This window comes from Streptomyces sp. NPDC041814 (assembly GCF_055590565.1).
In genome coordinates this window covers 13,162-33,454 of record NZ_JBVJAM010000001.1, presented here as the reverse complement: position 1 = coordinate 33,454, position 20,293 = coordinate 13,162, and the positions used below count along the sequence as shown (strand labels likewise).

General features: G+C 71.4%; 22 protein-coding genes. 14 read left to right on the top strand and 8 right to left on the bottom strand.

The annotated features are described in order from the left end of the window. Window positions 1–125 precede the first annotated feature (125 nt). Genes ACZ6C6_RS00175 through ACZ6C6_RS00165 form a run of 3 tightly spaced genes read left to right on the top strand, consistent with a single transcriptional unit; the run spans window position 126 to window position 2,740 of the window. Window positions 126–1,019: a sterol desaturase family protein gene (locus tag ACZ6C6_RS00175; RefSeq protein WP_469197537.1), complete on the top strand. Its 894-nt coding sequence runs from the start codon at window positions 126–128 to the stop codon at window positions 1,017–1,019. Then, on the top strand, window positions 1,016–1,675 hold the full coding sequence (locus tag ACZ6C6_RS00170; protein ID WP_469197535.1) for a lysoplasmalogenase: 660 nt from the start codon (window positions 1,016–1,018) through the stop codon (window positions 1,673–1,675). Before ACZ6C6_RS00175 ends, ACZ6C6_RS00170 begins: the two co-directional genes overlap by 4 nt. Window positions 1,676–1,696: 21 nt before the next feature. Then, on the top strand, window positions 1,697–2,740 hold the full coding sequence (locus ACZ6C6_RS00165; protein WP_469197533.1) for a zinc-dependent alcohol dehydrogenase family protein: 1,044 nt from the start codon (window positions 1,697–1,699) through the stop codon (window positions 2,738–2,740). 57 nt (window positions 2,741–2,797) lie between these two features. Here ACZ6C6_RS00165 and ACZ6C6_RS00160 read toward each other — a convergent pair whose 3' ends face one another. Further along, window positions 2,798–4,336, bottom strand: a complete 1,539-nt coding sequence (locus ACZ6C6_RS00160) for a S8 family peptidase (protein WP_469197531.1) — start codon at window positions 4,334–4,336, stop codon at window positions 2,798–2,800. Between the two features lie 286 nt (window positions 4,337–4,622). Here ACZ6C6_RS00160 and ACZ6C6_RS00155 point away from each other — a divergent pair, with 286 nt between their 5' ends. From ACZ6C6_RS00155 to moaA, 3 genes are all read left to right on the top strand, one after another. Next, entirely contained in the window at window positions 4,623–4,988 is a 366-nt protein-coding gene (locus ACZ6C6_RS00155) for a DUF485 domain-containing protein (RefSeq protein ID WP_469197529.1), read from the top strand. After that, window positions 4,985–6,616 carry a solute symporter family protein gene (locus ACZ6C6_RS00150; protein ID WP_469197527.1) on the top strand — a complete coding sequence of 544 codons (1,632 nt, stop codon included), beginning with the start codon at window positions 4,985–4,987 and terminating at the stop codon, window positions 6,614–6,616. Before ACZ6C6_RS00155 ends, ACZ6C6_RS00150 begins: the two co-directional genes overlap by 4 nt. Window positions 6,617–6,766: 150 nt before the next feature. Beyond that, the gene (gene moaA, locus ACZ6C6_RS00145) at window positions 6,767–7,756 is read left to right on the top strand and encodes a GTP 3',8-cyclase MoaA (RefSeq protein ID WP_469197525.1); all 990 of its coding nucleotides are present in this window, start codon (window positions 6,767–6,769) and stop codon (window positions 7,754–7,756) included. 10 nt (window positions 7,757–7,766) lie between these two features. Here the strand turns inward: moaA and ACZ6C6_RS00140 are convergent, their stop codons facing one another. Both ACZ6C6_RS00140 and ACZ6C6_RS00135 read right to left on the bottom strand, forming a co-directional pair. Continuing rightward, window positions 7,767–8,006, bottom strand: a complete 240-nt coding sequence (locus ACZ6C6_RS00140) for a hypothetical protein (RefSeq protein ID WP_018104718.1) — start codon at window positions 8,004–8,006, stop codon at window positions 7,767–7,769. Between the two features lie 197 nt (window positions 8,007–8,203). Then, window positions 8,204–8,572 carry a DUF3099 domain-containing protein gene (locus tag ACZ6C6_RS00135; RefSeq protein ID WP_469197523.1) on the bottom strand — a complete coding sequence of 123 codons (369 nt, stop codon included), beginning with the start codon at window positions 8,570–8,572 and terminating at the stop codon, window positions 8,204–8,206. A 197-nt stretch (window positions 8,573–8,769) separates the two neighbouring features. Between ACZ6C6_RS00135 and ACZ6C6_RS00130 the strand changes: the two genes are divergently transcribed. Then, window positions 8,770–9,045 carry a GlsB/YeaQ/YmgE family stress response membrane protein gene (locus ACZ6C6_RS00130; protein ID WP_383298628.1) on the top strand — a complete coding sequence of 92 codons (276 nt, stop codon included), beginning with the start codon at window positions 8,770–8,772 and terminating at the stop codon, window positions 9,043–9,045. A 75-nt stretch (window positions 9,046–9,120) separates the two neighbouring features. On the opposite strand, the gene tyrS is transcribed toward ACZ6C6_RS00130, so the two are convergent. Genes tyrS through ACZ6C6_RS00115 form a run of 3 tightly spaced genes read right to left on the bottom strand, consistent with a single transcriptional unit; the run spans window position 9,121 to window position 13,354 of the window. After that, the gene (tyrS, locus tag ACZ6C6_RS00125; RefSeq protein ID WP_469197521.1) at window positions 9,121–10,389 is read right to left on the bottom strand and encodes a tyrosine--tRNA ligase; all 1,269 of its coding nucleotides are present in this window, start codon (window positions 10,387–10,389) and stop codon (window positions 9,121–9,123) included. A 50-nt stretch (window positions 10,390–10,439) separates the two neighbouring features. Next, the gene (locus tag ACZ6C6_RS00120; RefSeq protein WP_469197519.1) at window positions 10,440–11,834 is read right to left on the bottom strand and encodes a metallopeptidase TldD-related protein; all 1,395 of its coding nucleotides are present in this window, start codon (window positions 11,832–11,834) and stop codon (window positions 10,440–10,442) included. Further along, complete coding sequence (locus tag ACZ6C6_RS00115) at window positions 11,831–13,354, bottom strand: TldD/PmbA family protein (RefSeq protein WP_469197517.1); 1,524 nt, start codon at window positions 13,352–13,354, stop codon at window positions 11,831–11,833. The genes ACZ6C6_RS00120 and ACZ6C6_RS00115 overlap by 4 nt, the downstream gene beginning before the upstream one ends. 222 nt (window positions 13,355–13,576) lie before the next feature. Between ACZ6C6_RS00115 and fabG the strand changes: the two genes are divergently transcribed. From fabG to ACZ6C6_RS00100, 3 genes are all read left to right on the top strand, one after another. Next, on the top strand, window positions 13,577–14,296 hold the full coding sequence (fabG, locus tag ACZ6C6_RS00110; protein ID WP_469197515.1) for a 3-oxoacyl-[acyl-carrier-protein] reductase: 720 nt from the start codon (window positions 13,577–13,579) through the stop codon (window positions 14,294–14,296). A gap of 5 nt (window positions 14,297–14,301) precedes the next feature. Further along, window positions 14,302–15,069, top strand: a complete 768-nt coding sequence (fabI, locus tag ACZ6C6_RS00105) for an enoyl-ACP reductase FabI (protein ID WP_073864775.1) — start codon at window positions 14,302–14,304, stop codon at window positions 15,067–15,069. A 168-nt stretch (window positions 15,070–15,237) separates the two neighbouring features. Beyond that, window positions 15,238–15,621 (top strand): hypothetical protein, encoded by a 384-nt coding sequence (locus ACZ6C6_RS00100; RefSeq protein WP_469197513.1) that lies wholly within the window; start codon window positions 15,238–15,240, stop codon window positions 15,619–15,621. On the opposite strand, the gene ACZ6C6_RS00095 is transcribed toward ACZ6C6_RS00100, so the two are convergent. After that, on the bottom strand, window positions 15,618–16,292 hold the full coding sequence (locus tag ACZ6C6_RS00095) for a FadR/GntR family transcriptional regulator (protein ID WP_469197511.1): 675 nt from the start codon (window positions 16,290–16,292) through the stop codon (window positions 15,618–15,620). The two genes, ACZ6C6_RS00100 and ACZ6C6_RS00095, sit on opposite strands and share 4 nt — an antisense overlap. A 100-nt stretch (window positions 16,293–16,392) precedes the next feature. Between ACZ6C6_RS00095 and ACZ6C6_RS00090 the strand changes: the two genes are divergently transcribed. The 4 genes from ACZ6C6_RS00090 (at window position 16,393) to ACZ6C6_RS00075 (ending at window position 18,765) form a co-directional block, all read left to right on the top strand. Continuing rightward, window positions 16,393–17,691, top strand: a complete 1,299-nt coding sequence (locus tag ACZ6C6_RS00090) for a CynX/NimT family MFS transporter (RefSeq protein WP_469197509.1) — start codon at window positions 16,393–16,395, stop codon at window positions 17,689–17,691. A 26-nt stretch (window positions 17,692–17,717) separates the two neighbouring features. Further along, window positions 17,718–17,828 (top strand): SGM_5486 family transporter-associated protein, encoded by a 111-nt coding sequence (locus ACZ6C6_RS00085; protein WP_260697003.1) that lies wholly within the window; start codon window positions 17,718–17,720, stop codon window positions 17,826–17,828. A gap of 145 nt (window positions 17,829–17,973) precedes the next feature. Next, on the top strand, window positions 17,974–18,174 hold the full coding sequence (locus ACZ6C6_RS00080; RefSeq protein ID WP_469197507.1) for a hypothetical protein: 201 nt from the start codon (window positions 17,974–17,976) through the stop codon (window positions 18,172–18,174). A 72-nt stretch (window positions 18,175–18,246) separates the two neighbouring features. Then, window positions 18,247–18,765: a SixA phosphatase family protein gene (locus tag ACZ6C6_RS00075; protein WP_469197505.1), complete on the top strand. Its 519-nt coding sequence runs from the start codon at window positions 18,247–18,249 to the stop codon at window positions 18,763–18,765. 78 nt (window positions 18,766–18,843) lie between these two features. Here the strand turns inward: ACZ6C6_RS00075 and serB are convergent, their stop codons facing one another. After that, the gene (gene serB, locus ACZ6C6_RS00070) at window positions 18,844–20,100 is read right to left on the bottom strand and encodes a phosphoserine phosphatase SerB (protein WP_469197503.1); all 1,257 of its coding nucleotides are present in this window, start codon (window positions 20,098–20,100) and stop codon (window positions 18,844–18,846) included. Window positions 20,101–20,293 lie beyond the last annotated feature (193 nt).

Below are 20,293 nucleotides of genomic sequence, written 5' to 3'. Positions count from 1 at the left end.
CGCCGGTTGAGCGATCGTACGTCGCCTCCCTGTCGGAAGGTGCCAAAGAGTGCTGACAGCCGGTCTCACATACTTGTTGGTAACAACATCTGGTCCCCGGCCGACCCCGGCCCTACCGTGCAGGCATGCCGACGAACCTGCCCGATGTAGTGCTCTGGTCCATACCGGCCTTCGTCCTGCTCACCGTCCTGGAGATGGCGCTGCACCACTTCCATCCCGACGAGGACGCCGCCGGGTACGAGGCGAAGGACGCCGCCACCAGCATCACCATGGGGCTGGGCAGCCTGGTCTTCGACCTGCTGTGGAAAGTGCCCATCGTCGCCCTCTACACCGCGGTGTACGAGCTGACGCCGCTGCGCGTCCCGGTCCTGTGGTGGACGGTCCTGCTGATGCTGCTCGCGCAGGACTTCTTCTACTACTGGTCCCACCGCGGCCACCACGTCATCCGCATCCTGTGGGCCTGCCACGTGGTCCACCACTCCAGCGAGAAGTTCAACCTCTCCACCGCGCTGCGCCAGCCCTGGACCTCGCTGACCTCCTGGCCGTTCTATCTGCCGCTCATCGCGTGCGGGGTGCACCCGGCGGCACTCGCGTTCTGCTCGTCGGCCAACCTCGTCTACCAGTTCTGGGTGCACACCGAGCGGATCGACAAGCTGCCCCGGCCCTTCGAGTACGTGCTCAACACGCCCTCCCACCACCGGGTGCACCACGCCTCGCAGGGCGGCTACCTCGACCGCAACTTCGGCGGCATCCTCATCGTGTGGGACCGCTGGTTCGGCTCGTTCGCCCAGGAGACGGTGCGGCCGGTCTACGGACTCACCAAGAACATCCGCACGTACAACCCGCTGCGCGTCGCCACCCACGAGTACGCCGCCATCGCCCGCGACGTCCGCGCCGCGAGCGGCTGGGGCGAGCGGGCCGGGCGGATCTTCCGCGGCCCGGGCTGGCAGCCGGCCGCGGCCCGTACCGCCCCGGCCGCCGCCCCCGTCGCCGCTCCCGCCCCGGAGGGCACCGCATGAACGAGCGGTACGCCCGGCCCCTGCTGATCGCCTTCCTCGTCGCGTGCGCCGTCGACCTCGTCGGCGTACTCACCGGACCCGGCTGGCTCCACCTCGGCGCCAAGCCGCTCCTGATGCCGCTGCTCGCCGGGTACGCCCTCGCCCGGCGAGGGCCCCGGCTGCTGATCGCGGCGCTGCTGTGCGGCTGGGCGGGCGATGTGTTCCTGCTGGCCGACTCCGACCTCGCGTTCCTCGTCGGGATGGCCGGGTTCGCCGCCGGGCACGTCTGCTACCTGGTGCTGTTCGGCCGGGCGCGCGGGGCGCTGCTCCCGGCGCTCGCGTACGCCGTCGTGCTCACCGCGTTCCTCGTCCTGCTCTGGGACGGGCTGCCGGGCGGGCTGCGGATTCCGATGGCCGGCTACAGCCTGCTGCTGACCGCCATGGCGTACCGCTCCGGCGTCCTCGGCCGGTACGCGGCCACCGGCGGGGCCCTCTTCCTCCTCTCCGACGCGCTGATCGCCACCGGCATCGCGGACCGGCCGCAGCCCCCGGCCCCCGGCTTCTGGGTGATGCTCACCTATGCCGCCGCGCAGCTCCTGCTCACCCTGGGGGTACTGGCCCCGGCCCGGGAGAAAGCCGGCCCGGGGGCGTACCGTGAAGGGAGTATCAGCATCTGAGATCAGCAAGGACCCCCACGCATGCGCGCCACCGTCATCCACGCCCCCCACGACATCCGCGTGGAGGAGGTGCCCGACCCGGTCATCCAGCAGCCCACCGACGTGGTGCTGAGGGTCCTGCGGGCCTGCATCTGCGGCAGCGACCTGTGGGCCTACCGGGGGGAGTCCGCCCGGCAGCCCGGTCAGCGCATCGGCCACGAGTTCCTGGGCATCGTGGAGGAGGCCGGGTCCGAGGTGCGCGGGTTCTCCGCCGGGGACCTGGTCGTCGCCCCGTTCGTCTGGTCCGACGGCACCTGCGCGTACTGCGCCGAGGGCCTGACCACCTCCTGCCCGCAAGGCGGCTTCTGGGGCTCGGTCGGCTCCGACGGCGGGCAGGGCGAGGCCGTCCGCGTGCCCTTCGCCGACGGCACCCTGGTCGCCCTGCCCGCCGCCGCGGCCTCCGACGACCGGCTGCTCACCGGGCTGCTGGCCCTGTCCGACGTGCTCGGCACCGGCCACCACGCGGCGGTCGGCGCGGGCGTACGGGCCGGATCGACCGTCGCCGTCGTCGGGGACGGGGCCGTCGGGCTGTGCGGCGTGCTGGCCGCCAAGCGCCTCGGCGCGGAGCGGATCATCGCGCTCGGCCGGCACGCGGCGCGCACGGACATCGCCCGTGACTTCGGCGCCACCGACGTCGTCGCCGAGCGCGGCGACGCGGCGGTCGCGGCCGTACGGGAGCTGCTCGGCGGCGAGGGCGCGCACTGCGTGATCGAGGCCGTGGGCACCGAGCAGTCGATGCGCACCGCCGTCGGCATCACCCGGGACGGCGGGGCGATCGGCTACGTGGGCGTCCCGCACGGCAGCGGCACCGGGCTCGACCTCGGCGACATGTTCGACCGGAACATCGCGCTGCGCGGCGGCGTCGCCCCCGTGCGCACGTACATCCCGGAGCTGCTGCCCGACGTGCTGGACGGCACCATCGACCCCTCGCCCGTCTTCGACCTGTCCGTCGGGCTCGACGGCGTACCGGCCGGCTACAAGGCGATGGACGGGCGCACGGCGCTCAAGGTCCTCATCACGCCGTGAATCGCCGGTGATCCGGCGGTCCGGGGGCCGTGACGCACCGGCCCCCGGACCCCGGGTTCACCAGCGCACGGCGTCCAGCGCGTCGACCACACCGGCCCCGTAGAAGCCGTTGCGGTTCTTGCCGCCTTCGCAGACCGCGTCGGCCGTGCCGTCACCGTCGATGTCGTACGGCTCGTCGCACGCCTTCGCGTCCGCCTCCAGCGCCAGCAGCGCCTTGACCGCGGCGGGCGTCGCGTACGGGTGCTTCGACTTGATCAGGGCCACGACGCCGGCGACGTGCGGGGACGCCATCGACGTACCGGCCTTGTAGCCGTACTTGCCGCCCGGCAGCGTCGAGAGGATGAGGCCGCTCGTCGCCGGGGGCTCGGGGGTCTGGTAGATCGTCGAGTCCCCGCCGGGGGCGGCCACGTCGATGACCCCGTTCCCGTAGTTCGAGTACGACGCCTTCAGGCCCTTCGCGCCCGTCGCCGAGACCGTGACGACGCCGGGCAGCATCGTCGGGATGTCCAGGCACTGGCGCGGGTCGACGGTCCGGCCGCCCGGGGTGGTGTCGTTCGGGCTGGTCGTGTCCTCGATGGAGTCCGCCGCCAGGTCCTCGGCGGAGTTCCCGGCGGCCGCGACGTTGACCGCGCCCTTCAGCTCGGCGTACCGGGAGGCCCGGTACACGGCCTCGACCAGGGCGCCCTGGTCCGGGTCGTTCTTGCAGTTGTACATCCACGGGTCGGTGTAATAGCTGTTGTTCGTGACGTCCACCCCGTGCTCGGCCGCCCAGACGAAGCCGCAGACGACGGACTCGGTGTAGAAGAAGCCGTCCGGGTTGGCGACCTTGATCCCGGACACCTTCACGCCCGGCGCCACACCCGTCACGCCGATGCCGTTCTTGGCCGCCGCGATGGTGCCGGCGACATGGGTGCCGTGGTCGCTCTCGCCGGGCTTCGGGCGCCAGGCGCCGTCCGTCGTGTCCGGGGCGCCCGACACGCAGTTCGCGGAGGCCGCGCGGTCGAAGTTGGGCGCGAGGTCGGGGTGGGTGTCGTCCACCCCGGTGTCGATGACCGCGACCGTCACCTTCGAGCTGCCCAGCGACTTCTTGTGCGCCTGGTCCGCCTTGATCGCCGGCAGGGCCCACTGCAACGGCTCCATCGGGTCCTGGTCCGCCGTCGCCTCCGCCGCCGCGGCCTTCTCCTGCGCGGCCGTCAGGGGCTGCTCGACCCCGATGTCCTTGGTGGCCTGGGGCACGATCGGGTTGGTGCGCGTGGCACCGGCCGACTGGACGCCCCTGACCTCCCGGACCGTCTTCGCGAAGTCCGGGTTCTTCGAGTGGACGACGATGACGCCGATCCGGTCGTAGGCGATCACCACCGTGCCGCCGGCCCGTTCTATCGCCTTGCGCACCTGCTTGACGGTGCCCGGACCGCCCTGGGTGTTGACCACGTACGACAGTTCGGGTCCGTCCGCCGGCACCGCCGCCGCGGGGGCACCGTGCCCCGCCGGGGCGGCGGAGGCGACCCCCGCCGGCAGGAAGCCGAGCGAGGCGGTGAGGGCCAATCCGACGGGCAGCGTCAGTGCGCGCGTCCGTCCGGATCCCAGATGAGCCATGGGGTCTCCACTTCATCCGTGTCAGCCGACCGGACACGGGGCGTGTCCGGTCGCGTACATGACCAGTGAAGCTAGCGCCGATCATCCCGGCACATCAATCGATTCGCACGAACACGTGCACATCGGACCCCCCGAAGGGGTGATGGAGAGAAGGCGCGAACCGAAGTGAACCGCTTCGCCGCGCGTTGCGTGCCGTTGTCAGGGGAAGCGCATCACCACCCCCGAACCCGAGGTCCCCATGCAACCGACCGTCCCCACCACCGCACCCGCGTCGCGAGGAGAATCCGTGGCTACCGATGCACCGCCGCCCGAGGGCAGTACCGAGAAGACCCCCGCCCAGCCCACGACCGAGGCGTTCATCGCGGAGCAGGGCGGCGCGGAGTTCGGCGAACTGCGCCGCTCCTACCGCTCGTTCGCCTTCCCGCTGACCGTCGCCTTCGTCCTCTGGTACCTGCTGTACGTGCTGCTCTCCAACTACGCGGGCGGCTTCATGGGCACCAAGGTGTTCAGCAACATCAACGTGGCCTTCGTCTTCGGCCTCGCCCAGTTCCTCACCACCTTCCTCATCGCCTGGTTCTACTCGCGGCACGCCAACGCGAAGCTGGACCCGAAGGCCGAGGCCATCAAGCACCGCATGGAGGCCGACGCATGAGCGCCGCGTACCACTCCCACACCGCCGTGACCCTCGCCGCCTCGTCCACCAGCGAGCACCGGCCGCTCATCATCACGCTGTTCGCGGTCTTCGTCGCCGCCACCCTCGGCATCACCGTCTGGGCCGGCCGCCAGACCCGCAGTGCCTCCGACTTCTACGCGGGCGGGCGGCAGTTCACCGCCTTCCAGAACGGACTCGCGGTCTCCGGCGACTACATGTCCGCCGCGTCCTTCCTCGGCATCGCGGGCGCCATCGCCCTCTTCGGCTACGACGGCTTCCTCTACTCCATCGGCTTCCTCGTCGCCTGGCTGGTCGCGCTCCTGCTCGTCGCCGAACCCCTGCGCAACTCGGGCCGTTACACCATGGGCGACGTCCTCGCCTACCGGATGCGCCAGCGCCCGGTGCGCACCGCGGCGGGCGTCTCCACCATCATCGTGTCGATCTTCTACCTGCTGGCGCAGATGGCGGGCGCCGGAGCACTGGTCACCCTGCTCCTCGGCATCAGCAGCGACGGCGGAAAGATCCTCATCGTTGCGCTGGTCGGCGTACTGATGATCGTCTACGTCACCATCGGCGGCATGAAGGGCACCACCTGGGTCCAGATGGTCAAGGCGGTCCTGCTCATCGCCGGCGCCCTCCTGATGACCCTCATGGTCCTGTGGAAGTTCGACTTCAACGTCTCGGACCTGCTGGGCACCGCCGCCGAGAAGAGCGGCCACGGCTCCGCCTTCCTGGAGCCCGGGCTGAAGTACGGCGCCACCGGCACCTCGAAGCTGGACTTCCTCTCCCTCGGCCTCGCCCTGGTCCTCGGCACCGCCGGCCTCCCGCACATCCTGATCCGCTTCTACACGGTGCCCACCGCCAAGGCCGCCCGTAAGTCCGTCAACTGGGCCATCGGCATCATCGGCGCCTTCTACCTGATGACCATCGCCCTGGGCTTCGGCGCCGCCGCGCTGATCGGCCCGAAGAACATCGCGGCCCCCGGCAACACCGCCGCCCCGCAGCTCGCCGAATACCTCGGAGGCGTCGGCACCACCGGCGGCGCGATCATGCTCGCCGTCATCTCCGCCGTCGCCTTCGCCACCATCCTCGCCGTCGTCGCCGGTCTGACCCTCGCCTCCTCGTCCTCCTTCGCGCACGACATCTACGCCAACGTCATCCGCAAGGGGCAGGCCACCGAGCAGGAGGAGATGAGGGCCGCCCGCTGGTCCACCGTCTTCATCGGCGCCGCCGCGATCGTCCTCGGCGTCTTCGCCCGCGACATGAACGTCGCCGGACTCGTCGCCCTGGCCTTCGCCGTCGCCGCCTCCGCCAACCTGCCGACGATCCTCTACAGCCTGTTCTGGAAGCGCTTCACCACCCAGGGCGCCCTGTGGTCGATCTACGGCGGCCTGGCCTCCTCCGTGATCCTGGTGCTGTTCTCGCCGGTCGTCTCCGGCAACGAGAAGTCCTCGATGTTCAAGGGCGTCGACTTCGCCTGGTTCCCGCTGGAGAACCCCGGCCTGATCTCCATCCCGCTCGGCTTCCTGCTCGGCTGGATCGGCTCGCTCCTGTCCAAGGAGGAGCCGGACAAGGGCAAGTACGCCGAACTGGAGGTCAAGTCCCTCACCGGCATCGGAGCCCACTGAGCACGTCCGTACGAGGCCGCGTCGTAGAGTCCTACGACGCGGCCTCGCCGCACCTCGTGCCAAACGGGCCCCGCCGCCTCCACCGCTCTCGCGTAGGCTCGAAGGAGTCAGATACCGCGACCGGGAAGTCACCGGGGGAGGGGGCCCACCATGCTCATCGACACCTACGGCCGGGTCGCCACCGACCTGCGCGTCTCGCTCACCGACCGGTGCAACCTGCGCTGCACGTACTGCATGCCCGAGGAGGGCCTGCAGTGGCTGGGCAAGCCCGACCTGCTCACCGACGACGAAATCGTCCGGCTGGTCCGCATCGCCGTCACCACCCTCGGCGTCACCGAGGTCCGCTTCACCGGCGGCGAACCCCTGCTGCGCCCCGGCCTCGTCTCCATCGTCCAGCGCTGCGCCGAACTGGACCCCCGCCCGAGGATGTCCCTCACCACCAACGGCATCGGGCTGAAGCGGACCGCCGCCGCCCTCAGGGACGCCGGACTCGACCGGGTCAACGTCTCGCTCGACACCCTGCGGCCCGAGGTGTTCAAGACCCTCACCCGCCGCGACCGCCACCACGACGTGCTCGCCGGTCTGGAGGCCGCCCGCGAGGCCGGACTCACCCCTGTCAAGGTCAACACCGTCCTGATGCCGGGGCTCAACGACGACGAGGCCCCCGACCTGCTCGCCTGGGCCGTCGACAACGGCTACGAGCTCCGCTTCATCGAGCAGATGCCGCTGGACGCCCAGCACGGCTGGAAGCGCGACGGCATGATCACCGCGGGCGACATCCTCGACTCGCTGCGCACCCGCTTCGACCTCACCCCCGAGGACGACGGCGAGCGCGGCTCCGCCCCCGCCGAGCGCTGGACCGTCGACGGCGGACCGCACCGGGTCGGCGTCATCGCGTCCGTCACCCGCCCCTTCTGCCGGGCCTGCGACCGCACCCGGCTCACCGCCGACGGGCAGGTCCGCACCTGCCTGTTCGCCCGCGAGGAGACCGACCTGCGCGGGGCCCTGCGCTCGGACGCGCCCGACGAGGAGATCGCCCGCGTCTGGAAGCAGGCGATGTGGGGCAAGAAGGCCGGGTCCGGCCTCGACGACCCGAGCTTCCTCCAGCCCGACCGCCCCATGTCCGCGATCGGCGGCTGACCCCGCCCGGTCACGGGGCCGCGGGGCGCGACTCCCACTCCGCCAGCGTCACCACGTCCTTGAGGAAGCCCCGCACCCCGAGGAACGAGGACAGGTGCTCCCGGTGCTCCTCGCAGGCCAGCCACGTCTTGCGGCGCTCCGGCGTGTGCAGCTTCGGGTTGTTCCAGGCCAGCACCCAGACGGCGTCGGCACGGCAGCCCTTGGCCGAACACACGGGGGCGGGATTCTCGGCGGATTCGGGGGAGTTCACGGACCCAACCCTAAGACGCGCCCCCTGCGGCACAAAAGGCGACGCCGGGCAGCCACGGGGGGAGCTGCCCGGCGTCGGTCCGTCGCTCCGACGGGGGATGCGGAGCGCCTACAAAGTATGTCACGCACACCCTGCCGCAGTGCACCGGAACTTCATGATTGATCTGAGCTTTTCTTGAGCTTGGGCCCGTCCTGGGCTCAGTTGTGCTCCGGCCCATCCGAAGACCGGAAATCGCGTCCGGACTGCGGTGAGGGCGTCGCCGCACCGGCTTCGAGAGCCGGGTACGACTGGGGCGGCAGGACGAACGTCGACGGCAGCGCCGGGCTGGTCTCGCGGCCCGCGTTGGCGATGACGACGGCGACGTACGGCAGCAGCACCCCGAGGCCCAGGGCCACGAACGCGATGTGCCGCTCCACGTTCCACAGGAGCGCGGCGGCCACCACCGACACCGTGCGCACGCTCATCGAGATCACATAGCGGCGCTGTCTGCCGCGCACGTCCTCGGCGAGCCCCTGCCGGGCGCCCGTGATCCGGAAGACCTCCGCACCACCCTGTTTGCGCACCACGTCCCCACCAACCTTCCCCGGACCCGGACCGGCCGCTCCTACGCTACGCCCGGCCTTCTCCCCGTACGAGACCGGGGCGCGCCGTATGCGTACATTCCGCTCACCGGCCCGCACGGACCCGCACGACGTGCGGAGCACCGCCACTGCACCGAGACTGGGCGGGACATGCGCGACACCGCGTCGCTCAAGGAGGCAGCATGGGCTGGTTGTGGGCAATCATCGTGGGCCTGGTGCTCGGACTGATCGCCAAGGCGATCCTGCCGGGCAAGCAGCAGATCCCCCTCTGGCTGACGGTCATCTGCGGCATGATCGGCAGCATCCTCGGAAATGCTGTCGCCACGTGGATCGGCGTCAATGACACCAAGGGCATCGACTGGACACGCCATGTGCTCCAGCTCATCGGCGCGGTGGTGGTGGTCGGTGTCGGCGACATGCTGTACGCCTCGCTGCGCGGCAACAGACAGCGCACCTGAAACCGCCGGAAGCGACGACAGCGGCCGGGCACGCACCACGCGCGCCCGGCCGCTGTCCTGCGGTACGAGTACGGCTCAGCCGGCCGTGACCTCGATCGCCGCCAGGTTCTTCTTGCCCCGGCGCAGCACCAGCCAGCGCCCGTGCAGCAGCTCCTCGCGGGCCGGGACCGCCTCGCCGTCGACGGCCTTCACGTTGTTCACGTAGGCGCCGCCCTCCTTGACCGTGCGCCGCGCCCCCGACTTGCTCGGGGCCAGACCGGCCTCCACCAGCAGGTCCACCAGCGGGCCCAGCTCGGTGACCCGGGCGTGCGGCACCTCGGACAGTGCGGCGCCCAGCGTCGCCTCGTCCAGCTCGCCCAGCTCCCCCTGGCCGAACAGGGCCTTCGACGCGGCGACGACCGCCGCGCACTGGTCCGCCCCGTGCACGAGCGTCGTCAGCTCCTCGGCAAGCGCGCGCTGCGCCGTCCGCGCCTGCGGGCGCTCCTCCGTGACCTTCTCCAGCTCCTCAAGCTCGGCCGGGGTCCGGAAGCTCAGGATGCGCATGTAACGCGAGATGTCCCGGTCGTCCACGTTCAGCCAGAACTGGTAGAAGGCGTACGGCGTCGTCATCTCCGCGTCGAGCCAGACGGCCCCGCCCTCCGACTTGCCGAACTTGGTGCCGTCCGCCTTCGTCATCAGCGGCGTCGCCAGCGCGTGCACCTCGGCGCCCGGCTCCAGGCGGTGGATCAGGTCCAGGCCGGCCGTGAGGTTGCCCCACTGGTCGCTGCCGCCCTGCTGGAGGGTGCAGCCGTAGCGGCGGTACAGCTCCAGGAAGTCCATGCTCTGGAGCAGCTGGTAGCTGAACTCGGTGTAGCTGATGCCCTCGTCGGACTCCAGCCGGCGGGCGATGGACTCCTTGGTCAACATCTTGTTGACCCGGAAGTGCTTGCCGATGTCCCGCAGGAACTCGATCGCGGACATGCCCGCGGTCCAGTCCAGGTTGTTCACCATGACCGCGGCGTTCTCGCCCTCGAAGGACAGGAACGGCTCGATCTGCGAACGCAGCCGGGCCACCCACCGCGCGATGGTCTCCGGGTCGTTCAGCGTGCGCTCGGCGGTCGGCCGGGGGTCACCGATCTGGCCGGTGGCCCCGCCCACCAGGGCGAGCGGCCGCAGCCCGGCCTGCTGGAGCCGGCGCATCGTGAGCACCTGCACCAGATGGCCGACGTGCAGGCTCGCCGCGGTGGGGTCGTAGCCGCAATAGAAGGTGACGGGACCGTCCGCGAGAGCCTTGCGCAATGCGTCCTCGTCGGTGGACTGGGCGAACAGCCCGCGCCACTTCAGCTCGTCGACGATGTCCGTCACGGTTCCAGTGCTCCTTAAAGCGATACGTTTTACGTGTCAGTCTAGGCGGGTCAGACGCCCCGGCTGACCGAGCTCATGTTGAAGTCCGGGATGCGCAGTGCGGGCATCGCGGCCCGGGTGAACCAGTCGCCCCACTCGCGCGGCAGCGTCTTCTCGGTGCGGCCCGCCTCGGTGGCCCGGGACAGCAGGTCGACGGGGGACTCGTTGAACCGGAAGTTGTTCACCTCGCCCACCACCTCGCCGTCCTCCACCAGATAGACCCCGTCCCGGGTCAGCCCGGTCAGCAGCAGCGTGGCCGGGTCCACCTCGCGGATGTACCAGAGGCAGGTCAGCAGCAGCGCGCGGCCGGTCGTGGCGGCGACCATCTCCTCCAGCGACCGTTCGCCCCCGCCCTCCAGGAGGAGGTTGTCGACCGCCGGGGCGAGCGGCAGCCCGGTAAGGGCCGCGGTGTGCCGGGTCGTCGTCAGCTGCTCCAGGCGGCCGTCGGCGATCCAGTCGGTCCGGGCCAGCGGCAGCCCGTTGTCGAAGACCGAGGCCCCGTCCCCGGAGGAGTGCGCGATGACGAAGGGCGCCGACTCCAGGCCCGGCGCGTGCGGGTCGCTGCGCAGGGTCAGCGGCAGCGGGGACAGCGTCTCGCCGAGCCGGGTACCGCCGCCCGGCTTGGAGAACACCGTCCGGCCCTCCGCCGCGTCCCGCGCCGTGGACGACCAGAGCTGGTAGATCAGCAGGTCGGCGACCGCGGTCGGCGGCAGCAGCGTCTCGTACCGCCCGGCGGGCAGCTCGATCCGGCGCTCCGCCCAGCCGAGCCGCCGCGCCAGCTCCTCGTCCATCCCGGCCGGGTCGACGTCCTTGAAGTCCCGCGTGGAGCGGCCCGCCCAGGCGGAACGGGTGCGGTCGGGCGACTTGGCGTTCAGCTCCAGCGTGCCGGTCGGCTGGTCGTGGCGCAGCCGCAGCCCCGTGGAGGTGCCCAGGTAGGTGGAGGTCATCTGGTGGTGGGCGAAGCCGTACAGCTCGCGCCCCCCGGCCCGGGCCCGGGCGAAGGCGTCCCCGAGGGCCGGCGCGAACGCGGCGAACACCTCGGAGTCCGTCTCGGCGGGCGCGTCCGTGAAATCGGGCGACTCGGGCACCGCGGTGACCAGCGGCTGGGCGTCCTCGGCCGGTCCGGCGGAGCGGGCGGCGGCCTCGGCGGCCCGGACCAGCGACGCCAGGTCGTCGGTGGTGACGGCGGACCGGGACACCACACCGGAGGCGGTGCCCTCGGCGCCGTCGACCGTGGCGACGACGGTCAGGGTCCGGCCCCGGGTGACCCCGTTCGTGGTCAGCGCGTTGCCGGCCCAGCGGAGATTGGCCGACGAATCCTCGTCCGCGATGACCACACAGCCGTCGGCGGTGGACAGGTCGAGCGCCCGCTCGACGATCTCGTACGGCTTGCTGACGCGGCTCATCGCCCGGCCTCCTGCGTCGTGTTCAGAATGTTCACGCCCCGGAAGAGGGCGGAGGGGCAGCCGTGCGAGACCGCCGCGACCTGGCCCGGCTGGGCCTTGCCGCAGTTGAACGCGCCGCCCAGTACGTACGTCTGCGGGCCGCCGACCTTCTCCATCGAGCCCCAGAATTCCGTCGTCGTGGCCTGGTACGCCACATCGCGGAGCTGCCCGGCCAGCCGGCCGTTCTCGATGCGGAAGAACCGCTGCCCGGTGAACTGGAAGTTGTACCGCTGCATGTCGATGGACCACGACCGGTCCCCGACCACGTAGATCCCGCGCTCCACCCCGCCGATCAGATCCTCCGTGGAGAGCCCGCCCGGGTCCGGCCGCAACGACACGTTCGCCATGCGCTGTACGGGGACATGGCCGGGGGAGTCCGCGTAGGCGCACCCGTTGGACCGGCCCAAGCCGGTGAGCTTCGCGATGCGGCGGTCCGTCTGGTAGCCCACCAGCGTCCCGTCCTTCACCAGGTCCCAGGACTGCGCCTCGACGCCCTCGTCGTCGTAGCCGATCGTCGCGAGCCCGTGCTCGGCGGTGCGGTCGCCCGTCACGTTCATCACGGGCGAGCCGTACGCCAGCTTCCCCAGCTGGTCGAACGTGGCGAACGACGTTCCCGCGTAGGCCGCCTCGTAACCCAGCGCCCGGTCCAGCTCCGTGGCGTGGCCGATCGACTCGTGGATGGTCAGCCACAGGTTCGACGGGTCCACGACGAGGTCGTACGTCCCCGCCTCCACGCTCGGCGCCCGCATCTTCTCGGCCAGCAGCCCGGGGATGCGCTCCAGCTCACCGGCCCAGTCCCAGCCCGTCCCGGTCAGGTACTCCCAGCCACGCCCCACCGGCGGCGCGATGGTGCGCATCGAGTCGAACTCGCCGGTCGCGGAGTCCACCGCCACGGCCGTGAACTCGGGGTGCAGCCGGACCCGCTGCTGCGTGGTGACCGTGCCCGCCGTGTCCGCGTAGAACTTGTTCTCGTGCACGGTCATCAGCGAGGCGTCCACATGCGCCACGCCCTCGGCCGCCAGCAGCCGCGCGCTCCACTCGGCGAGCAGCCCGGCCTTCTCCCCGGCCGGTACGTCGAAGGGGTCGACCTCGTACGCCGAGACCCAGGTCCGCTCCCCGTGCGAGGGCTCGTCCGCCAGCTCCACCCTCTCGTCGGAGCCCGCCGCCGCGATCACCTTGGCCGACAGCTTCGCCATCGCGACGGCCTGCGAGGCCACCCGGGCCGCCGCGTCCATCGTCAGATCGACGCCCGAGGCGAACCCCCAGGCACCGCCGTGCACGACGCGGACCGCGTAACCGAGGTCGGTGGTGTCGGAGCCCCCGGCGGGCCGGGCGTCCCGCAGCCGCCAGGTGGCACTGCGCACCCGCTCGAACCGGAAGTCGGCGTGCGCCGCCCCGAGCGCCCGCGCCCGGGCGAGCGCCGCGTCGGCGAGGGCCCGTAGCGGAAGCGCCAGGAACGACTGATCTACCTCATGGGGCACGGGCGGGCTCTCCTTCGCGGTCACATACCCTCGGATCGTTTACGAGGCAGTGAAGCACGGCCCGCGTCCCGTCACGGACGATTTCCCCGGGCCGGCCCGGACCCCGGACTGTAGGAACCCGACAGTGCCCGGCCGGAGGCGCTGTCAGGGGCCGATTCCCCGCCGCGCGGACGGTACCGATAGGTTTCCGAGGTACCAGACCGCTAACGAAAGGGTGATCCGTTGAGCCGCTCGGTTCTCGTCACCGGAGGAAACCGGGGCATCGGCCTCGCCATCGCCCGCGCTTTCGCCGACAACGGCGACAAGGTCGCGATCACCTATCGTTCCGGCGAGCCGCCCGCCGAGCTCACCGAAGCCGGTGTTCTCGCGGTCCGTTGCGACATCACGGACCCCGAGCAGGTGGAGCAGGGCTACAAGGAGATCGAGGAGAAGCACGGCAACGTGGAGGTGCTGGTCGCCAACGCCGGTATCACCAAGGACCAGTTGCTGATGCGTATGTCCGAGGAGGACTTCACGTCCGTACTCGACACCAACCTCACCGGCACCTTCCGGGTCGTCAAGCGCGCCAACCGCGGCATGCTGCGCGCCAAGAGGGGCCGCGTCGTCCTGATCTCCTCGGTCGTCGGCCTCCTCGGCTCGGCCGGCCAGGCCAACTACGCCGCGTCCAAGGCCGGTCTGGTCGGATTCGCCCGGTCCCTGGCGCGCGAGCTCGGCTCGCGGAACATCACTTTCAACGTCGTCGCGCCCGGCTTCGTGGACACCGACATGACACAGGTGCTCACCGAGGAGCAGCGCAAGGGCATCGTGGCCCAGGTGCCGCTCGCGCGTTACGCGCAGCCCGAGGAGATCGCCGCCGCGGTGCGCTTCCTCGCCTCCGACGACGCGTCGTACATCACTGGAGCCGTCATCCCCGTTGACGGCGGATTGGGCATGGGTCACTGATCACCATGAGCGGAATTCTCGACGGCAAGCGCATCCTCATCACGGGTGTGCTGATGGAGTCGTCCATCGCGTTCCACGCCGCCAAGGTGGCGCAGGAGCAGGGCGCGGAGGTCATCCTGACCGCGTTCCCGCGGCCCACGCTGACCGAGCGCATCGCCAAGAAGCTCCCCAAGCCCGCCAAGGTCATCGAGCTGGACGTGACCAACCAGGAGCACCTGGACCGCCTCGCCGGCCTGGTCCGCGACGAGCTGGGCTCGCTGGACGGCGTGGTGCACTCCATCGGCTTCGCGCCGCAGGACGCGCTCGGCGGCAACTTCCTCAACACCCCGTTCGAGTCGGTCTCCACGGCGATGCACGTCTCGGCGTTCTCGCTGAAGTCGCTCGCCATGGCGTGCAAGCCGCTGATGAGCGAGGGCGGCTCGATCGTCGGCCTCACCTTCGACGCGCAGTTCGCCTGGCCGCAGTACGACTGGATGGGCCCGGCCAAGGCCGCCCTGGAGGCCACCTCCCGCTACCTGGCCCGTGACCTGGGCCCGGACGGCATCCGCTGCAACCTGATCTCGGCCGGACCGCTGGGCTCCATGGCCGCCAAGTCCATCCCGGGCTTCGACGGGCTCGCCGACGTGTGGAACACCCGCGCGCCGCTGGCCTGGGACATGAAGGACCCGGAGCCGGCCGGCCGCGGCATCGTCGCGCTGCTCTCGGACTTCTTCCCGCGGACCACCGGCGAGATCATCCACGTCGACAGCGGCGTGCACATGATGGGCGCCTGACCTCGGGCCGTACGCTCCGCCCGCGCACCGTCCCCGGAATCCCGGAGGCGGTGCGCGGGCGTTTCCGCGTCCGGTACGCCTCGGCGGCGCTCAGGTCGAAAAGCCGGACGATCCACCGCAGAATGTGGAGGAACCGGACTTCCGGTCAGGCGTGGGGAGGAGGCCGCTGTGCGTCGCACACCTCACCGAACCCGTTCCCTGCTGGCCTCCGGCGCGGTCGTCGCCGCGCTGCTCGTCCCGGCCGGCCTGTACGCCGCCGGGCACGTCGGAGCCGCCGCCGGTGCGGCCGCGCCGCCCGCGCCCAGCCCCGAACCCGCCGGCTCCGAGTGCCGTACGACCGTCGAGGGCTCCCGGGTCGTCGCCTACTGCCACAACCCGTACCCCTCGTCCGACCGCGTCCAGCTGCACACCGAGTGCGCCCGCTGGTGGGACGTGGACGCGGACTCCAGGCCGGTGACGGTCGGACCGGGGCGCACCGTGCGCCTGGCCGACCGCTGCTGGAAGGAAGTCGCCTCCGCCTGGGTCACCCACAGCACGGCGCCGAAAGCCTAGACCCGGTCCGCCAGGCAGTTGAACGCGTGGCCCGCCGCCTCCGTCGCCGCCGTCTCCGCGTCGCCCGCCCGGATCGCCTCCACCAGGCGGCTGTGGTCCATGTGGTTCTCCGGCCGCAGCTCCTGGCCGACGTCGCCGCGCAGGTAGTCCCGCAGCAGGTCGCCCAGGTCCGCGTAGAGCCCGGTCAGCACGTCGTTGTGGGAAGCGGCCACCACGGCCAGGTGCAGCGTCGCGTCGGCGGCCACGAACGCCTCGGCGTCACCGGCCGCCCAGGTCTCCTCGCGCCGCCGCATCAGCGCGTCCAGCTGCTTCAGGTCCCGCTCGGTGCGCCGGACCGCGGCCAGCCGCGCCGCCGAGGACTCCAGGGTCGACCGGAGCTCCGCGATGTGGCGCGGGTCCGCCGAGGCGAACCGGCGGTGCATCACCCCGGCCAGCTCGCTGGTGGCGACCACATAGGTACCCGAGCCCTGCCGGATGTCCAGCAGCCCGTTGTGCGCGAGCGCCCGGACCGCCTCCCGGACCGTGTTGCGGGCCACCCCCAGCTGCTCGACCAGCTCGGGCTCGGTCGGGATGCGGGAGCCCACCGGCCACTCGCCCGTGGTGATCTGGTTCCTCAGCTGGGCAATCACCTGGTCGGCGAGAGCCGAACGCCTCGGGGACGTCAGCGCCATGGTGCTCCTCGGTCGCAACTTCTCATGGGCCCGATCCTCTCAGGGTCCGATGGACGGACGGAATGGACAACCAATCATCCCATGATTCTATGATGGCCTCATGCGTGACGAAGAGACGACTCCCCAGACCGCGACCGGGACCCTGAGTCCCGGCGCCCCGGCAGCCACCCGCGCCGACGCCCCCGCACCGCGGACCGGCCCCTCGCCGTGGACGCTGCGCCTGGTCGCGATCGGGCTCGTCCTCACCGCGCTCAACCTCCGCCCCGCCATCACCAGCCTCGGCGCCCTCCTCGAAGAGGTCCGGGACGGGCTGCACATGAGCGGCAGCGTCGCCGGGGTCCTCACCTCCGTGCCCCCGCTGTGCTTCGCGGTCTTCGGTGTCATGGCACCGCGCCTCGCCCGCCGGTTCGGCCCCGGTGCGGTGGTCTGCGCGGGCATGGTCGCCATCACGGCGGGCCTGGTGATCCGGCCCCTGGTCGGCGGCACCGCGGGCTTCCTGGCCGCCAGCGCCCTGGCCCTCATGGGCATCGCCGTCAGCAACGTCCTGATGCCGGTGATCGTCAAGCGCTGGTTCCCCGACCGCGTCGGCTCCATGACCGGGCTCTACTCCATGGCCCTGGCCCTCGGCACCTCGCTCGCCGCCGCCGTGACCGTGCCCCTGACCGACGCGATGGGCGGCAGCTGGAAGGCCGGACTCGGTGTCTGGGCCTTCCTGGCCGCCGCCGCGATCGTGCCCTGGATCCCGCTGCTGCGGGACCGGACCACCGCCCACGAGCCGGTCCCGGCCGGCCCCGCCGCCGCGCGGCCGCAGACCCCGGAGCTCCGGATCACCCGCAGCCGGACCGCCTGGGCCCTCGCCTGCTTCTTCGGCCTCCAGGCCACCGCGGCGTACATCACCATGGGCTGGATGCCGCAGATCTTCCGGGACGCCGGGGTCTCGGCCGGTACGGCGGGCGTTCTGCTCGCGGTGACCATGGCCATGGGCGTCCCGCTCGCCTTCGTGATCCCGCGCGTCGCCGCCCGGATGCGCACCCAGGGCCCGATCGTCGTCTTCCTCGGAGCCTGTGGCCTCACCGGCTACGCGGGCCTCTACCTGGCCCCCTCCGGCGGTGCCTGGGCCTGGGCGCTGCTCCTGGGCATCTCGAACTGCGCGTTCCCGCTCGCCCTCACGATGATCGGTATGCGGGCCCGCAGCGGCGCCGGAGTGGTCCGGCTCTCCGCGTTCGCCCAGTCCACCGGCTACCTGATCTCGATCCCCGGACCGCTCCTGGTCGGCGTGCTCTACCAGCACAGCGGCGGCTGGGGCGTGCCGATCGCGCTGATGGCCGCCCTGATGGTGCCGCAGATGGCCATGGGCGTCCTGGCCGGCCGGGACCGGACGATCGAGGACGAATCCTGAGATGCGAGACTGGGGCCATGTCACCTGTGCTCGATCCGAATCCCCAGAACGGTCAGAAGAAGCTGCTCCTCGTCTTCGGAGCCATGCTGCTGATCACGGTCGTCGTCGGCGTGATCGCCGCCATCGCCTCCCCGTGACACCCCGCCCCCGCCGGGGTGGTGCTAGCACCACCATCCCCTAGGGGGCCAGGGTCAGGGTGAACTGGGTGGGTCACCGGATGGGAGCGGCGCCCCCGTTTCCGTAAGTTCTGAGTATCAGAACCGACCACCCACGGAGGCGGACATGCCGGCCCGTACGCACACCACCCGTCCGGAGCCGAGCGGCGTCGACGTACGGCTGCCGTGGTGGGCCATCGCGCTGCCCGCCGTCGCCTTCGCCGCGCTCCTGCTGCTGATCGCCGGACCGGGCCAGGCGCAGGCCGCCACCGGCGAATCGGCGGCCGGCCAGGTGCTGCGGCACGTCGTGGAGCTGCTGACCCGCTGACCTCCGGACCCGGGGGCACGAAGCCTCCAACACCCTGCGCCGCCTGGCGCGTTTCATGCGAAGCTGAAGTGTATGAGCGCCGATACATCTCGCAGGATCGTCCTTCTCAGGCATGCCAAGGCGGAATGGTCGCAGGAGTCCGACCACGAGCGGCCGCTGGCCGAGCGCGGCCGCATGGAGGCCCCCATCGCGGGCCGCAAGCTCGCCGATTCCGGGATCGTCTTCGACCTGGCCCTCTGCTCGACCGCCGTCAGAACGCGTGAAACGTGGAAACTGGCCGTGCACGAGATGCCCGAGCGCCCGCGGACCGTGTACGAGGAGCGGCTCTACGACGCCTCCCTCGGCGAGCTGATCACCCTGGTCAACGAGACCCCGGACGAGGTCGCCGACCTGCTCGTCATCGGCCACAACCCCGGCATGCACGCGCTCGCCGACGCCCTCTCCGGCAGCGGCGAGGGCGACGCGCTCTCCCGGATGGCGCGCGGCGGCTTCCCGACCGCCGCCTTCGCCGTGGTCGGGTTCACCGGCTCCTGGAAGAGCGTCGAGCACGGCGTCGGCCGGCTCGCCGAGTACTGGACCCCCAACGACTGACCCGCGGCCCGTACGGGAAGGGCCCCGGCGCGCACCTCGCGGTGGGTGCCGGGGCCCTTCCCTCAGGAGCGGAGGAACCTACTCCACGAGGCCGTCGGCCGCCTCGACCTCCTCGCGGGTGACGCCGAGCAGATAGAGCACGGTGTCCAGGAACGGCACGTTCACCGCCGTGTGCGCGGCCTCGCGGACCACCGGCTTCGCGTTGAACGCGACCCCGAGCCCCGCCGTGTTCAGCATGTCCAGGTCGTTGGCCCCGTCACCGATCGCCACCGTCTGAGCCAGCGGCACCCCCGCCTCGGCGGCGAAGCGCCGCAGCAGCCGGGCCTTGCCCGCCCGGTCCACGATGTCCCCGGTGACCCGGCCCGTGAGCTTTCCGTCCACGACCTCCAGCGTGTTGGCGGAGGCGAAGTCGAGCCCCAGGCGCTCCTTCAGATCGTCGGTCACCTGAGTGAAACCGCCCGAGACCACGCCCACTTGGCAGCCGAGCCGCTTCAGCGTACGGATCAGCGTCCGGGCCCCCGGCGTCAGCCGGACCTCGGCGCGCACCTTCTCCACCACGGAGACGTCGAGACCCGCCAGCAGCGCCACCCGGGCGTGCAGCGACTGCTCGAAGTCCAGCTCGCCGCGCATCGCCCGCTCGGTCACCTCGGCGACCTCGGCCTCGCAGCCCGCGTGCGCCGCGAACAGCTCGATGACCTCGTCCTGGATCAGCGTCGAGTCGACGTCCATCACGACGAGCCGCTGCGCCCGGCGGCTCAGCCCCGCCGAGACGACCGCCACGTCCACGCCGATGCCCGCGGCCTCCGGCGCCAGCGCGCTGCGCAGCTCCTCGGTCCCCGTACCGGACACCGCGAACTCGACCGCCGTCACGGGGTACTTCGCCAGCCGGAAGATGCGGTCGATGTTCCCGCCGGTCGACGTGATCCGGGCCGCTATGGCCGCCGTGGACTCCGCGGTCAGCGGGTGCCCCAGCACCGTGACGTGGGAACGGCCGACGCCACGCGGCCGGTTGTCGCCGGTGCCGGAGATGATCTCCGCCTGGAGCTTCAGCGACTCCGCCCAGCTGTGCACGGTGGCCCGCAGCTCGCCCTCGGTGGTCCCGCCCGCGGTGGGCGCCGTGACCAGCGCGCACAGGACGATACGGCCCCGGGTCACGACCTGCTCGATGTCGACCACGTCGACCGAGTAGGCGGCGAGGGTGTCGAAGAGGCCCGCGGTGATCCCGGGGCGGTCCTTCCCGAAGATCTTCACCAGAAGGGTCGGTACGTCCGGACCCTGCCGGGACGCGGCGGGCTCGGGAGACAGGGCGGGCTCAGGAGGCCGGGATACGCTCATGGTGCATCCACCGTATCGGTCCCCGAGCGCGTGCGGGCAGCCCGTCCCGAGTGCCGGACACCCCGGGCGCCCGCACCCGGTCCGTCCCCTTTCGCCTGGCCGCGCAGGTCTCGGTGAGGTCACCCTCGGCCGCCCGGCTTTCGTATCCGGGACTGGTCCTGGAATAGTTCCCCACGATGTTCAGCATCCCTAG

What these genes read in the sequence shown, in the direction of transcription:
- ACZ6C6_RS00175 (WP_469197537.1), top strand. Translation starts at nt 126, where the DNA reads ATGCCGACGAACCTGCCCGATGTAGTGCTCTGGTCCATACCGGCCTTC.
- ACZ6C6_RS00170 (WP_469197535.1), top strand. Translation starts at nt 1,016, where the DNA reads ATGAACGAGCGGTACGCCCGGCCCCTGCTGATCGCCTTCCTCGTCGCG.
- ACZ6C6_RS00165 (WP_469197533.1), top strand. Translation starts at nt 1,697, where the DNA reads ATGCGCGCCACCGTCATCCACGCCCCCCACGACATCCGCGTGGAGGAG.
- ACZ6C6_RS00160 (WP_469197531.1), bottom strand. Translation starts at nt 4,336, where the DNA reads ATGGCTCATCTGGGATCCGGACGGACGCGCGCACTGACGCTGCCCGTC.
- ACZ6C6_RS00150 (WP_469197527.1), top strand. Translation starts at nt 4,985, where the DNA reads ATGAGCGCCGCGTACCACTCCCACACCGCCGTGACCCTCGCCGCCTCG.
- moaA (WP_469197525.1), top strand. Translation starts at nt 6,767, where the DNA reads ATGCTCATCGACACCTACGGCCGGGTCGCCACCGACCTGCGCGTCTCG.
- ACZ6C6_RS00130 (WP_383298628.1), top strand. Translation starts at nt 8,770, where the DNA reads ATGGGCTGGTTGTGGGCAATCATCGTGGGCCTGGTGCTCGGACTGATC.
- ACZ6C6_RS00120 (WP_469197519.1), bottom strand. Translation starts at nt 11,834, where the DNA reads ATGAGCCGCGTCAGCAAGCCGTACGAGATCGTCGAGCGGGCGCTCGAC.
- fabI (WP_073864775.1), top strand. Translation starts at nt 14,302, where the DNA reads ATGAGCGGAATTCTCGACGGCAAGCGCATCCTCATCACGGGTGTGCTG.
- ACZ6C6_RS00095 (WP_469197511.1), bottom strand. Translation starts at nt 16,292, where the DNA reads ATGGCGCTGACGTCCCCGAGGCGTTCGGCTCTCGCCGACCAGGTGATT.
- ACZ6C6_RS00090 (WP_469197509.1), top strand. Translation starts at nt 16,393, where the DNA reads ATGCGTGACGAAGAGACGACTCCCCAGACCGCGACCGGGACCCTGAGT.
- ACZ6C6_RS00080 (WP_469197507.1), top strand. Translation starts at nt 17,974, where the DNA reads ATGCCGGCCCGTACGCACACCACCCGTCCGGAGCCGAGCGGCGTCGAC.
- ACZ6C6_RS00075 (WP_469197505.1), top strand. Translation starts at nt 18,247, where the DNA reads ATGAGCGCCGATACATCTCGCAGGATCGTCCTTCTCAGGCATGCCAAG.
- serB (WP_469197503.1), bottom strand. Translation starts at nt 20,100, where the DNA reads ATGAGCGTATCCCGGCCTCCTGAGCCCGCCCTGTCTCCCGAGCCCGCC.